7 protein-coding genes are annotated in these 13428 nt (G+C 62.8%); all 7 read right to left on the bottom strand.

Translation table 11 applies throughout. From position 1 onward, the window contains the following. Positions 1–25: 25 nt before the first annotated feature. The gene (locus tag HY011_08200; GenBank protein MBI3422908.1) at positions 26–2092 is read right to left on the bottom strand and encodes an ATP-binding protein; all 2067 of its coding nucleotides are present in this window, start codon (positions 2090–2092) and stop codon (positions 26–28) included. 168 nt (positions 2093–2260) lie between these two features. Next, positions 2261–4135 (bottom strand): hypothetical protein, encoded by a 1875-nt coding sequence (locus tag HY011_08205; GenBank protein MBI3422909.1) that lies wholly within the window; start codon positions 4133–4135, stop codon positions 2261–2263. Between the two features lie 37 nt (positions 4136–4172). After that, positions 4173–5498, bottom strand: a complete 1326-nt coding sequence (locus HY011_08210; protein ID MBI3422910.1) for a glycosyltransferase — start codon at positions 5496–5498, stop codon at positions 4173–4175. Between the two features lie 16 nt (positions 5499–5514). Further along, on the bottom strand, positions 5515–6588 hold the full coding sequence (locus tag HY011_08215) for a hypothetical protein (protein ID MBI3422911.1): 1074 nt from the start codon (positions 6586–6588) through the stop codon (positions 5515–5517). Between the two features lie 254 nt (positions 6589–6842). Continuing rightward, complete coding sequence (locus HY011_08220; protein ID MBI3422912.1) at positions 6843–8153, bottom strand: hypothetical protein; 1311 nt, start codon at positions 8151–8153, stop codon at positions 6843–6845. A 21-nt stretch (positions 8154–8174) separates the two neighbouring features. Then, on the bottom strand, positions 8175–10004 hold the full coding sequence (locus HY011_08225; protein ID MBI3422913.1) for a hypothetical protein: 1830 nt from the start codon (positions 10002–10004) through the stop codon (positions 8175–8177). Between the two features lie 15 nt (positions 10005–10019). Further along, on the bottom strand, positions 10020–13313 hold the full coding sequence (locus HY011_08230; GenBank protein MBI3422914.1) for a hypothetical protein: 3294 nt from the start codon (positions 13311–13313) through the stop codon (positions 10020–10022). Between the last annotated feature and the right edge of the window lie 115 nt (positions 13314–13428).

The raw sequence follows: 13428 nt of genomic DNA on the forward strand, positions 1-13428 counted from the left end.
CGTTGCGAATCCTTTGCAGCGTGCCTTAGTAAGCCATCCAATCCAGCGTCGAACGCAAAGGGCAAACCGCGCCTGCCTTGCGATATTCGCGCTGCACGGCGGCTTCCAAATGCGCCGTGTTGATGACGCCGTGTTCGTCAAGTGCCAGCAAGGCGGCGTGCAGCGCGGCGTTGCGCACCTGGCCGCCTGTCAACGCGCAACGCCCGGCGATTTCCAGCAAGCGCTCGGCCTCCACTTTATTCGCTTCGGGCAAATGCAATTGCCAGATGCTCAGGCGTTCGGCGGCGTCGGGCAGGCGGAAATCCACGACCACATCCATGCGGCGTTGAAAGGCGCTGTCAATGCGTTCGGCGGCATTGGTCGTGACAATCAGGATGCCCTCGAACGTTTCGAGCCGTTGCAACAGGTAATTGGTTTCGAGGTTGGCGTAGCGGTCATTGGCGTTGGTGACATTGGTGCGTTGCGTGAGCAGCGCGTCGCCTTCGTCGAGCAGCAAGATGACATCCAGTTCTTCGGCGCGCGCAAACAGCCGCTGCAAACCCTTTTCCGTTTCGCCGATGTATTTGTTGACGATGGCTGCGAGGTCGAGCCGATAGAGGTCTTTGTGCAAAGTCGCCGCCAGCAAGCGCGCGGCCAGTGTTTTGCCCGTGCCGCTGGGGCCGCAAAACAACGCGCGCACCCCGGCATTGAGTTGCGCGCCGAGCGCCGCGCCCGCGCTGTCGAGCAAACGTTCGCGCTGGCGGCAACGGCGGGTCAGGTTGTGCAATTCGGCCAGCGTGGTCGTGTTGGCCGCGAGCTGGTTCCAGTCGCCGCTGACGTTGAGGCGCGTCGCCAGCGTATCCAGGGCTTGGCGGTTGAGCGTGCGGCCCGCCTGTTGCACATCGTTCAAATTGATTTGCGCGCGTCCATCCAAGGCCGCGCAGGCGCTTGCTAATTGGGCGGCGCGGCGAATGTTGCCGCCCGTCAGGCGATAGCGTTCGGCAATCGTGGTCAGCGTGGCGGCGTCCTGCTCCGGCAACGCGCTTTGCCAATGTGCCAAACGCGCGGCGGCTTCGGGCATGGGCAAAGTCAGCGTCAGCGCGTGTTCGCTCGCCGCGCCGCTGACACCGCCTTGTTGCCCCAACACCACGCCCAACGGCCCAGTGAAAGCCACCAACTCAGGCAAGACAGCCGTTTCGCCCGGCGCAGGTTCGCAACTCAACACCGGCAGCGCGTGCAGCGCCGTCGCCAGCGGCCCCAACCAGCGCCAACGCGCGTCGTGCGGTTCGTGCACGTCTTTGGCGACGAGCACACCGCGCCCGAGTTGCCGCGCCAGCGTGCCCAGCAACGTCTTGCGCCCGTTGTGTTCCGGCCCGCGCAGCAGCACCGTGCGCACTTGCCCGGTGCGCAGCAGCGCCGGCAATTGGGCGAGTTGCGCACGCAATTCGTCAGGCACAAGCAACTGTTCTAATGGCAATAATTCGGCGGGCGCGTGATAGCGCAACCCGGCGGCGGGTTGCGCCGCTTGCTCGCCACGCAAGGCATCCCAGAGCGCGCCCGGCACTTGCAAGGTCCATTCGCTGCGCGGGGCTTCGCGGTTGGCGATCTGAATCAAGCCGTGTTCTTCGAGGTGGCGGATGCGCGTGTGCAAGCCGGTCGGCGCGCCGCTCGCGCTCCACCACATATTCAACAGGCCCACAGTGGCGCGGTGCTGGCCCGGCGTGCCCTGTTGCGCGGCAAAGAGCGCGCCGAAGCGCGCGTCTTCTTCGGCCAGGCCGATGCTCAGCCACAAACTCAACGCCGCATCATCCAGTTGCGCCGCTTCACACACAGCGCGCAAGGGCAGATGTGCGGCGCTCTGTTGTTCCCAGGCGTGCAGTTGCTCAAACCAACACTGCCAGGCTTCCGCCGGAGTCAAACCGCCCACGCCTTGCGCCGCCAGTTCGTTGTTATAGCCGGTCAGAAACGGGAATTGCGCAAAGGCGGCTTCATAGGAACCGAGCATGAGCGCGACCTGTTCGATCACGCGCAACACCGCCGCATAAAAACAGCGCCGAAAGTGTTCGGCGGGCGCGTCAGGCGTCGCTTGATTGGTGGAAGGGTCTATGAACATAACACAATCACACTCACTCAAAATGAAGTGATGGATCAATGGGAAGCGAGATTACGGAACAGGCGGAAATAACGGAACAGGCGGAATCAAGTTTGCTGGTGAGTTTCCGTCTGTTTCGTCCATTCTGTCTGTTCCGTATTCTTCCCTTTGCCTTCTCTGCTTGCGTCGCTACTCAAAATGAAAGGCGATGAAACGCCCCGCCGCAGGCACCCAGCCCGGATCGCGGTCGAGTCCCGCCAGGCGTATCGCCAGCGGCAATTCAGCTAAACAAAACCAGACGTCCAAATGCGTCGCGGTCACGGTCACGCGGGCGGATTGACGGCACAGCCAAGCGGGCAAATCCGCGACCTCGCGCAAGCCCAACGCGCGTTGCAAGCGGGCGCACAGATACGGCAACAGCCAAGCCAGCCAGCCCGACCACGCGGGCGCATCAGGTTGCGGGTTTTCAGTTTCAGCAGCGGCGACATCCAGCACGCAAAACCCGGCGGGGTGCCAGGCGCACAGACGTCCAGCAATCGTCTCGACCGGCAAAACTTCCTGCTCGGCAAAAGGCGTCAACCATTCCGCCGGCATACGCCATTCCACCGGCGCGTCGAAATCCGCGCCCGGCGCAGCGTCGGCAGCCCGCCCGGCCAGCCGCGCCAGCAACGGCCCCAGCGGATCGGCGCGCCAGTCTTCGCCTAGCCAGGCCGCGCCCAGCATTGCCAGCCAATCCCACAGCGGCAAATTCAACCCGCGTTGTTGCGGCGCGGTGAAATCGTCGTAAAGCTCCAGCGCCAACGCCAGGTTGATCAGATAAAACACGCCGCCGCAGGCCGTTTCGATTTCGCTTTGGGTTAGCCGGTCTGTTAGCGCAGGCACAGGCAGCGCGGTTTGTGCGGTGCTGATCAGAATCGTTTCTTCTATTGCAGCGGTGCTTTCCGGGGCGCGCCGACTTGCAGCAAGTGCGCGCCCCGCAGTGCCTGGCGGCGAGTCAACATCCATTGCGTGTGCCGCGCTGAAGGCTATTCCGGCCTCAGCCGTCGCTATCGGCGTAACGCCACGCGCAGCCGTCCGTGGCGCTGTGGGCACTGTGGCAAACGGTTCCAACGGCGGTGGCACGGACGGCGTTGCAGGCTCAGCGCAAGCAGCGTCGTGCAAGCGAGCCGCTTGCGCCCAAGCACGCGCGGCTTGCGCAAACACAGGCGCACGCACCACGGCAGGCGCGCGCACCAACATCAATCCGATACCTAACAAGGCCTGTTGCTCGGTTCCCAACAGCAACGAGTGAGCAGGTACATATGGCAACCACGGCGGAGCGTATTCAGATGGCGGCGGTGTTGTTGCATCTGCTACCACACTCAAATTGTCCGTCAAACTTTCAGCCAACGATGTGAAGTGAGCAGGCACATATGGCAACCACGGCGGGGCGTATTCAGATGGCGGCGGTGTTGTTGCATCTGCTACCACACTCAAATTGTCCGTCAAACTTTCAGCCAACGATGTGAGCAGAAATTGCCGAGTCACGGCGTCGCGCAACCCGCGCGCTTCTGTCGGAGTCAGTTGCTGCAAAAAGTTCACGGCCTGACCGCGTGTGTCCAGGCGTTCCAACGCCGCCGGGATGAAGGCGGGCGCGCTGTGCCAAGCTTGCCAGACGGTCTGTCGCCAGGTGGCAGGTGTGCGCGCCAGGCGCAACAAACTTTGCCACCACCAACGTTCACCCAAACATTGCACGCACCAGTCTTGAGCGAGACAGGCCAACAGTTCAGCGCGGTCGGCAAACAGCACGGCTTCGGCGTTGGCGGGCACGGCTTGCAACGCGGGGCGCGCGGCGGTGCGGGTCAATGCTTCAAGCCGTGCGGCGAGGCGGCGTTCCCAGGCTTGGTCAGCCAATCCGGCGCCGGGCATTTGTGGTCGTGTAATCCGCCACGGTGCGCGCAACTGCCGCACACAAAGGATGGCTCCGGTCGGCAACTGCGTTGCTGCTGGTGTGACTTGCGCCAGGGCGCGGCTCAGTGACAGCCGCCACGCCCAGGCGTCCGTCACGCCACCAGTAACACGCAATCGGTTGATTTCCAGACGCCCCTCCGTTTCCAGCGCGTTACGTTAGCCGCTGGGCTTTCAACGCGAGCGCTTCTTCGATAATCGCGGCGTAGCCATCTGCGGCCTGCGCCAGCGTAAAGTCCCGGCGGATGCGCGCGCGCGCCGCCGCCCCCAGTGCACGGGCGCGGCGCGGTTCGTGCAAGAGCTGCCAGGCTTGTTCGGCAAACGCCGCCGCATCGTAAGGATCGAGTTGGATGCTTTCGGTTTCCGAAGCCAACACTTCGGGCACAAAGGCGCGATTCGAGGTCACAATCGGCAAGCCCGCCGACATGGCTTCGAATAAACTCCAATTGGCCGCGCCCTCAAAAATCGGCAGCACCGCCAAATCCAAACAGACCAGATGGCGCAGGAATTCGTCGTGCGGCATCATGCGCCGCCACACGACCGCCTCTTCCGGCAAGCCGGCTTGGGCCAGCGCATAATCTTTGAAGGTGCGCCCCCCCAGATAGCGCGTCTCGTTGCCATAAATCGTTTGGTCTTCGCCGACGATGAGGAAGCGCAAGCTGGCATCGCGCTCGTACAAGCGCCGCGCCATTTGGGCAAAGATGTCGAAGCCGCGCACGGCTTCGAGCGTGCGCCCGGTGAAGCCCACCAGTTTGGCCTCCACCGGCAACCCCAACGCGGCGCGCGCGTCCGGCCCGCCCGTGGGCAAATGCTCGGTCTCGAACCCTTCCATCTGCACGCGCACTTTGGCCTGCAATTCCAGCGGGAACAGGCGGCGCGCGTGGGCCGACGGCGTGATGCAGAGATCTGAATGCAGCACGCTGCTCGCGATCAGCGCTTCATAAACGGTGCCGACGAGCGCATTTTCAAAGGTGGGCGGGAATTCCAGCCGCGCCGCCGCCGTTTGAAAGCTGGGCAATTCGACATACGAGATAAGCGCGCCATCAAAGAGGTACTTGAGAAACAATGTCGCGCCAAAGGCCGCGTGGCCGATGATGGCGTCGAAGCGATACGTTTGTTGCAAGGCGGGCAACACCGCCGCGATGCCCAAGCCGTTGCGCGCGCCCGACTCAAAAGTTTCCAGTAACGGATAGGCGTGCGTGGCACCTTGCGCATCCGGCACAAAACCAAAATACGGCAGCCCCGGCTCAGCCGCTGCGACAGCGGGCAGGAAGGCCTGATTCACCAGCCCATAACATTCAAAGCCGGGCTGTGCGTTTAGCGTGGTGGCCAGCGCCGAAAATTGATTGGGGAAGGAAGGGTGAATGAATAACACGCGCCGCACGGCTGTCGGCGGCGCTGCTTTCTTTGCGGCTTTGCGCGCCACGGGGGCAGCGGCGCGCGGGCGTGCTTTGGTGGGGCGTTTGCTATTCTTTTTCATGGTGCACCGCTCCTGTTTAACGCGGGCCAAGCAGCGCGCGCGCAATGCCGACCAGTCCGGCGGCTTCCACTGGTTGCACATTCAAGGTCTCGGCCAGGCGCGCCGGTTCGGCCTCGGCCAATGCGCCCACGTTGCCGATGCCGGCCTCGTGCAACAAACGTTGCTCTTCGCGGCCCAGGCCCGGAATCACTTGGACAGATTCTTCATGTTCGACCAGCCGGTTGATAATCAACGGTTGATTGATCAAGCTGGGGCCAATGCGCGTCGGCCTGATCAAGGTCGGCCCGATCAAGGTTGACTCTACCAGCGTCGAGTTGAGTGTGGCGGTCAGCGCCGAGTTAAGCACCGTGTTCGGCAGCGTCAAGGTGTGTAACGTCACCGTCGAAGTAGGCGTCGGTTGCGCAGTAATGGCATTACTCGTGCCGCCGCCAAGCAGAAAGCGTTTGAGCGGCAGACTGTAAATCCCCCAAACAAAGAGCAGTGCCGCCAGCCGCGCGTTGGCGGCACTGCTTTCCAGATCCGCCGGTACGATCGAGGATAAATAATCGTAACTGATTGCTCCACGATTGGCGGGCACGATGCCGATAAAGGCCGCATTGTCACGCAAGCGTATCGCACGCCCCAACGCGGCGCCGCCCACTGCTGCCAGCGCCGCGCGCGCCGCCGCGTTCAACTGGCTTGCATACGCATCGTGCGTCACCGCGATCACAATGTCTTGCGGCGCGGCTTGCGCGTTGAGGTCGGCGGCCAGGTCGTTGGCGGCGCTGGCCGAACCGAAGGTGTCATAGGCCTGCCGGAACTTGACCGTCAACGTGCTATCGAGAATCACCAAATTTACGCCGCGCGTCACCTGGCTGGTGAGCAGTGGGCTGCCATCCAAAAAGATGCCCCCGCCCGCTTCAAAGCCCGTGCCGAGCGCCACCAGGGTATGCACATCCACACCCAGCGGCCCCAGCGCCAGACCCGTGCCCGCGCCCATTTCGAGCGCGCCCAGCCGCGCCAGCATCTGATTGATCAGGCTGGAACTGATGATGTCGCCGGGTTGCACTTGCAGTAAAGAACCAGTAAACGAACCAGTAAACGCTGCCATAAACTTTTCCTCCATTACCCAAATGCGGTAGTGATAAAAATATAAGGCCGTTGTTTTTGCCGCATAGCGGCAGTTGAATTTAGAAATTCAGCGTGTGATCAGCGCGTCGCGTCAGCGCCGCCTGAATTCAGGCGGCGCTGACGCGACGCGCTGTCTTCTTCGTTGTCTTCCCGGCGTTGAAACGCCGGGCTAAACTCAAGTCGTCGCTCACGCGACTGCAAATCTGGCCTGACATTTTTATCACCACCCTAAAATCAAAGCGTCTCGTTCAGCGCCGTGTAGTTGCTGAAATCCCAGCGCGAGACATCGAAACGCGCCGCGCCGAAAAACGGCAGGTCGCCGCCCGCGAACGCCAGATAGGGCGCGACGCCGCCCGCCTGCCTGTTTTCACGCACCTGATAAAGCCGGATCAATTCGCCGCTGCCCAATGCGATGGGCGGGTAGGCGAACGACAGCCGCAGCAGATGCTCCAGCCGCGCGCCTTCGATGATGAGCGGTTGCGCCGCCACTTGCCCGCTGAAAAAGACCTGCGCATTGAACCCGCGCCCCCGGCCCGTGAGCGGCAACACGCCGGCGGGCGGCAGGAAATGAAAATGTTGATTGGCCCGGATCGCCTCGGGCGTCGTGCCGGCCCCGCGCAAGGTTTCGAGTTCTTCCGTAAACTGCCACAACCGCGCCTCGCCTTCGCCCACGCGCCGGTCGCTCAACAGCCGGCCTTCCCGGCTGTGGGCCGGGCGCAAGACGCGGCGGCGCACGGCCCATTGATCCACAAAGGCGATGCGGTTCTGCGTCCAATGCAACACGGCCAGCGGCACCTCGCATTCGGTCAAGGCGGGCGAGAGCGCCAGCGTTTCAAATCCATAACGATTGTCTTGTGGCTCGAAAGGCGAGGCCGCAAAAAAGTTCGTGCCGAACCCGAAGCATTTGGCCGCCACCAGATTGCGCAAACGCGGCGCGTCGTTCAATTCGCTGGCCGTCACGTCCAGCAGTTGATGCAATTTGAATTGCACGCCTTCGAGCAGTTGATCCACATTGCAATCGGCGCTGCGCGCGCTCAGGCTGCTGACGGGCGCGCGGCCCCGGCGGCCTTCAGCGGGCGCGATGCCCAGCACATACAGACCCTGGCCCGTGACATACACGCCCGCCTGAAACGGCAGGCATTCGCTAAACAGCGCCTGGCCCGTCGGCGGCGCGAGCGGTTGCGCGGGCGGCACCAGCGACAAGGTGATCGGCTGGTTAAGCTGCAACAATTCGCCCTTGCGATTGAGCGCCAAGCCGGGCGTGACGGTGAGTTGCGGCGCGCTGGTCCCAGTCTGGGCGATGCGCGCCGTGTTTGCATTCACAGGCTGTGTAGCCGTGACGTTGGTGATAGACGTAGGTGGCAGGGCGATTTCCAGACCGTAGGCGACGCCCGTGCCAAAGGCGCGGCCATAGCCCGACAACTTGGCGCGTCCAGCCCGACGCTCTTCGGTCAGGTCTTCCGCCGCCAGCAAGCGGCCATTAAAGAAGTTCACCGCCGGTTGGCTGTCGTTGAGAATCGGTTCGAGTAACGAAATTGCACTCATCGTTCAGTTCCTCCCGCACCATCAAATGGCAAACCGGCTGACTTCGATCATCAAAACGCTAATGTTGAGGACGTCCTTTGCAATCGGTTTTTGCTGGCTATCCATGAACCCCAAGCTGAAAGCTGGTAGGCCTGTGGTTACCGGTTCGTTTTTGAAGTCACGAAAATAAATAAACATCGGAAAGGGAACATTGCCTACATTATTCAATCCTAGAAGCACTTTGACGATGTACTGCGAACTCTTGTCAGGTAGCTGCATATTGTCGAAAGTGAAAACCGCTTCTCCGTTATCAACGCGCAACACATGCAAATTGTTATAGACCGGAAAAGGATTCCGCGCGGCCGGGTTGCACAGCACGCGGCCCGCCGCCACGATTTCATAACCCGGCAAGTCCGCCGGATGTTCAACCGCATTCGGGTTGCCGCCGCCCGTTACCGGTTCAAGCTGCCACTGTTTGTTGCGAAAGGTCAGCACCCGCCCTGCATCGGCGGCGCTAGGTTGAACCACCGGGAAATTCTGTAATCCCGTCACCGTGGCACTCCCGACAACACCGCTGAGATCGCCCTTCAGGTCGTGCGCATTCGGATTGCCGACGTGCGGCGGGATCGGGTTGGGCATCGTGCCGTGCGTGTGATCGGCGGGGCTGTATTGCGTTACGCTGCCCGCGAAGTCGGGCAGATCAAAATCCTTTTCTTTCACAACAGTCGTGGCCGGGCTTGGCGCGGCGGGCAAATCGCGTGGCTCCCACACGCCATGTCCGAATTGCAAAACCTGCTTCACCTTAGGCGCGGTTTTCGCCAAGGGCTGTCCCTGCAAAGCCGTGACTGTCGTCGCGCTCACCGGCCCTACCACATCGCCCGCCAACACGGGCGGCGGCGTGACTGGCGCGCGCGCGCACAGCAACATTTCCTGCAACAGCCGCAAATGAATCAGGTAGGGACGCTCGCTCTCGTCAATCACGATTTGGGCGGGCGCGCCCACCTGCCATTGCGCGCCGCTTTTGAGAATCGGCAGATTGACCGCCGCCAGCAGCAAACAATCTTCGAACTGGTCATCTGGCGTGACGGTCTGGCCCGCGCAACCGCGCCCCTGACCAAACCAATCGGGCCGCCGTTGCGGGCGCAATTCGGTTGCCCACACGCGCATCGCTTCGCGCAGGTAATGGCATAGATCATCCTGATGAATTTTGTGCGCGGCGGGCGGCGAACCCACCGTGGCCGCGCGCACGGCGTCGAGGAAGACTTGCAAATCCACACTCGCGCCGGTGGTGACGACTTCGATTTCATCGTGCAACCAGTCCACGAAATCGCGCACCGCCTGCTCTTCCTGTTGCGCCGGTTTGACTAGCCGCAGTTCCAATTGAAAGTCGTCGGTGCGCCGCGAGGGCACGAGCAAATCCTCTTCGCTGCGGCAGGGTTCGCCCGCAATCGGCACGGGGTCGGACAGGCATTCGCGGTAACAGAGCACGACATAGGCCGCCACCGTATCGCCGCCGGTATTGCGGTTTTGCAGTTCCGTGCTGATGGCGTCGAGCTGCAACCAATCATTGAGCGCCGCGCATTGCGCCGTGGGTACGCGCAACAATTGCCCGCGCGGACTGAGCGCCGTGCCGCGTTCGACCACCAGTCGGGGGCCTTGCGTCGCATCCACTTCGCTCGTCACGCGCAATCCGGCGATGGTGCCGTAACCCAACAGATCGCGCGCCAGCCATTGATCGCGCCCGTTTTGATAGGCGAATTCCTGCTCGAAATCGTCCGCGCCCAGCACCATGCCCAACTGGAAATTGACGTGCTTCGTCGGGTCGAGCGCGGGCGTGCTCAGCGTGTTGGTACGGGTGGTAAAGCTACTCATAGTCGGCTCTCCTGTTTATTGGTTGAGCGGTGTTGCTGCGTCAAAATCGCCGCACGCGCATGCGCCAAGCGTGGCGCTGCCGAGCAACAAACGGTCGCCTGTCGCGTCGGCCAGCCTGTCGGGCAGCCTGACGCCCAGCCAGCCCTCGCCCAGAAAACTTTCGTCCAGCACGAAGGGCGGCAACAAATCCGGCGCGCGGCTGCCCTGATCGAGCACCGTGTCGAACCCCAGCCGCACCGCGCCAACCCGAAACAAATCGCGATAAAACCGCACGTCGAAAACGGTGTGCGCGGGCTTTTCCAAAGCGATGATGCGCGCGGCGATGGCCTGCCGCTGACGGCGCGCCTCTTCTGCCGCCGCGCGTGTCATCGTGCCTGCTGTCGTGCCTGCTGTCGTAATAGGCAACAACACCGTGAAGCGGTGCGCGGTGCTGTGCATGGCCTGCACGACGCCTTCAAATTGAAACCAATCCGCCAGGCGTTGCGGCGTCTCAGGCACGGCTGACGGCAAAGGGACGGCGGCAAACGAAGCCCAGGCGCTCTGGTGCGCGGCATTCAAACTGGTGAGGCTGCGGTAACGGCGCGCCAAAAAGTCCTGCCAGCGGCGGCGCGTGACCGTCGTCACACCGCTGAGGGCCGCGATGAATTCCTGCCAGTCCGCGCGCGGCACCGCGCCAACTGGTTCGCGGTCGGGCAACGTCACTTCGGCAAAGCTGCCAAACGCGGTGGCGTATTGCGCATTGAAGGATTCGATGTCGGCATATTTGCCGGTCAAAAAATCGCGCCACAACTGCTGCTCGCTCGCGCTGACCGAGGGCACGAAGCCCAACGCCTGTTGCGCAAAGGCGCTCCAGGCGGCGGCTTTCTCGCTGATGAACGCATTCCAGGCGGCCAGCAACGGCGTGCCCGGCGGCACGGCAATAGGGAAAACGCTGCTGATCTGACCGGTTTGCCGCAAGACAAAATCATTCCACAACGCGTCATCGCCCAACTCGCGCGGCGTGGTGAACACACTCGCGCCCGCGGGCGGCGCCTGGCGCAACGGCAGCAATTGCCAGTCGGGATTGCGTAGCGCAAAGCGCAGCGCCGAGGGCAGCGTCGTGCGGTAACGCCCGTTGAGAAATTCGCGATAGCGCCGATGCAAATCCGCCGCGCCCGCGCTGGGTTGCCAACGCGCCCGATTGCTCGTCGCGGTCGGCAAATTGGCGGCAGGGGCCGTAACATCGCCCAACGCAAGGCCCGGTGTGCGCCGCGTGCGGAACTGTTCGATGATGCGGATGCCCTGCCGGTGCGGTTCGACGTGCGCGCAGGTAATCAACGTATCGTCCACCTTGGCATCCAGCGCCAGCCGCAGCGCCAGCCGCAAGCCCGCCACGGTGCCGCGCGCTTGAAAGAAGGTCAGCGCGTATTTGAGCAACAGCCGTTTGCGCGCTTCGTCCCAGGTCGGATCGGTCACCAACCCAAACCAGTCGGCCAGCCAATCCAGGGTTTCCGCCGGAGCACTGCGCCAATCAAACAGCAATTGCGCGGCGGCGATGCGGTCTTCGATGCCGGTCAGGATGCCTTCAAAATTCGCCAGCAGGCGTTCGAGCAACGAAGCCGACGTGGCGTCTTCGCGATAGACGGCGGGCAGGTATTGGGCGAGATAGGAAAAGCGTGGAAAGTACACGCGCAACGCCGCCAGCCGGGGCGTCGCGCGCCCATCGCCCAGCAACGTGACTTCGAGTTGCAGATAGCGCCCGCGCGCCCGTTGCAACAACAGCTCCCAGGTAGCGCGACCCGGCGGGTGCGCGATGAAAGGCAATTCGGAGCCGCTGCGGCGCAGATAAAATTGTGGTTCGCTTTGCCAGGGCGCGGCGTCCAGCGCGGCTTGTTCATTGGCGGCACGGCTGCGCACACTGACGCGAGTTTCCGGCGGCAGGCAGGCGTCGAGCATCACGCGATGCCAGACGCAATCGGGTTCGGCGCTGTCAAAGACTTCGCTCAAGATCACCCCCGCCACCGCATAGCGCGGACGGTTTTGCGCGACCAATGGAATCCAGCGGTCGGCGAAGTCGTAATAAACCTGCGCGCCCGCCGCGACCAGCCCCTTGCCGCCAAAAGCGCGCAACGGCAGATATTCGGGCAGCGGCTTGAGTTGCCATTGCCCGCCGCTTTCAGACAAAGCAAACGCAAAAGCCTGATTCCCTTCCGGCGCGACAAAATAAAGCGTGCCGCGTTTGCTGGCAGCGGCTCCGTCCGGCGCAGGCACAAAAGCAAAATCGTGGGCGCGCAGGGTGAAGCTTGCGTGCTGGGCCGGTTCGATCATTTGCTGAATCACCGCCGTCGTCAGCGGCGCGTCTGGCGCTTGCCCCGGACGGCGCGGAAACACTTGCGCAAAGCCGCTGGCCGCGTCATCGGCCAGCACCAGCACCGTGTTGTCCGGCAAGACTTCGATAGCCACCGCGTCCAGCCCAGGCAAGGGCCAAGCGTCCGCATCCAACACGGGCGCGGCGGCGGGCGGCGGCACTTTGGTCACGGCGGGTTGCAGCGGCGGCAACGGCGTTTTGGGTTGGAACAAATCCGACGCAGACGACGGCGCATAGGGCGCGGCGACAGGATTTTGCGTGACGATGTGCAGATGGCGATCCATTTCCCACAAACGCGGCACGCGGCTGGGAACGTTGAAATCGCGGTCGAGAATCCACGCGCCACCGCCCGGACGCGCGGCCAGATCGAACGGCGCAAACGGCGTTTCGCTCGTCCACAACAGCCACTGCGGCGGCCCGCCCGCGTGCAGATCAAAGACCAGCAAGCCGCCCGGTTCCAACGTGCCCACCAGCAAAAAATGGTCAACCGTGATGGTCAGGCCGCGCAATTGTCCCGGCACCGGTGCGGGCGCGGCACCACGGGTTTGAAACGCGCCGAACTCGCTCGCCGGTTCGCACTGCACGCCGTCGCACGCCGCCCAAAAGTGCGTGGTGTTGTGCGTGCCCGCCGAATTGACCAGCAATTCCTGGCCGCTCTCAGCGATCCAATACCAATTGCCGTAACGGTCGCGCGCGGCCCCACGCCGCGTCGGCAAGGCCACCGGGTTGGCTTGGCCCGCCTGTCGAAATTCAAAGAGTTGCTGGCGCAAGGTGAGTTCCGCGCGCGCCTCATCCCAATCGCACGGCGGGTCGCTTTCGATGATGGGCGCGGAACTCGCCACGCCTTCCAACTGCCACGCGCGGAAATTGCCAAGCTCATGCCCGCTGCCGTGCACATCGGTGCAGCGCGCCCAATCGGCGCGTCCGAGCAGCAGTTTGAATTTGGTTCCGTTGGCGTCCATAGCGTGCTTGATAGAGCCACTTCTAAATCAACCCAATGAAGACTGGCGCACTGACTGAATCTACAACTCAAGCGCCACGGTGTTTAGAGTTCCGCCTTTAGGCGGTCAGCGCGCC

The sequence above is a fragment of the Acidobacteriota bacterium genome (assembly GCA_016196035.1).
In the GTDB taxonomy this organism is placed as follows: domain Bacteria; phylum Acidobacteriota; class Blastocatellia; order RBC074; family RBC074; genus JACPYM01.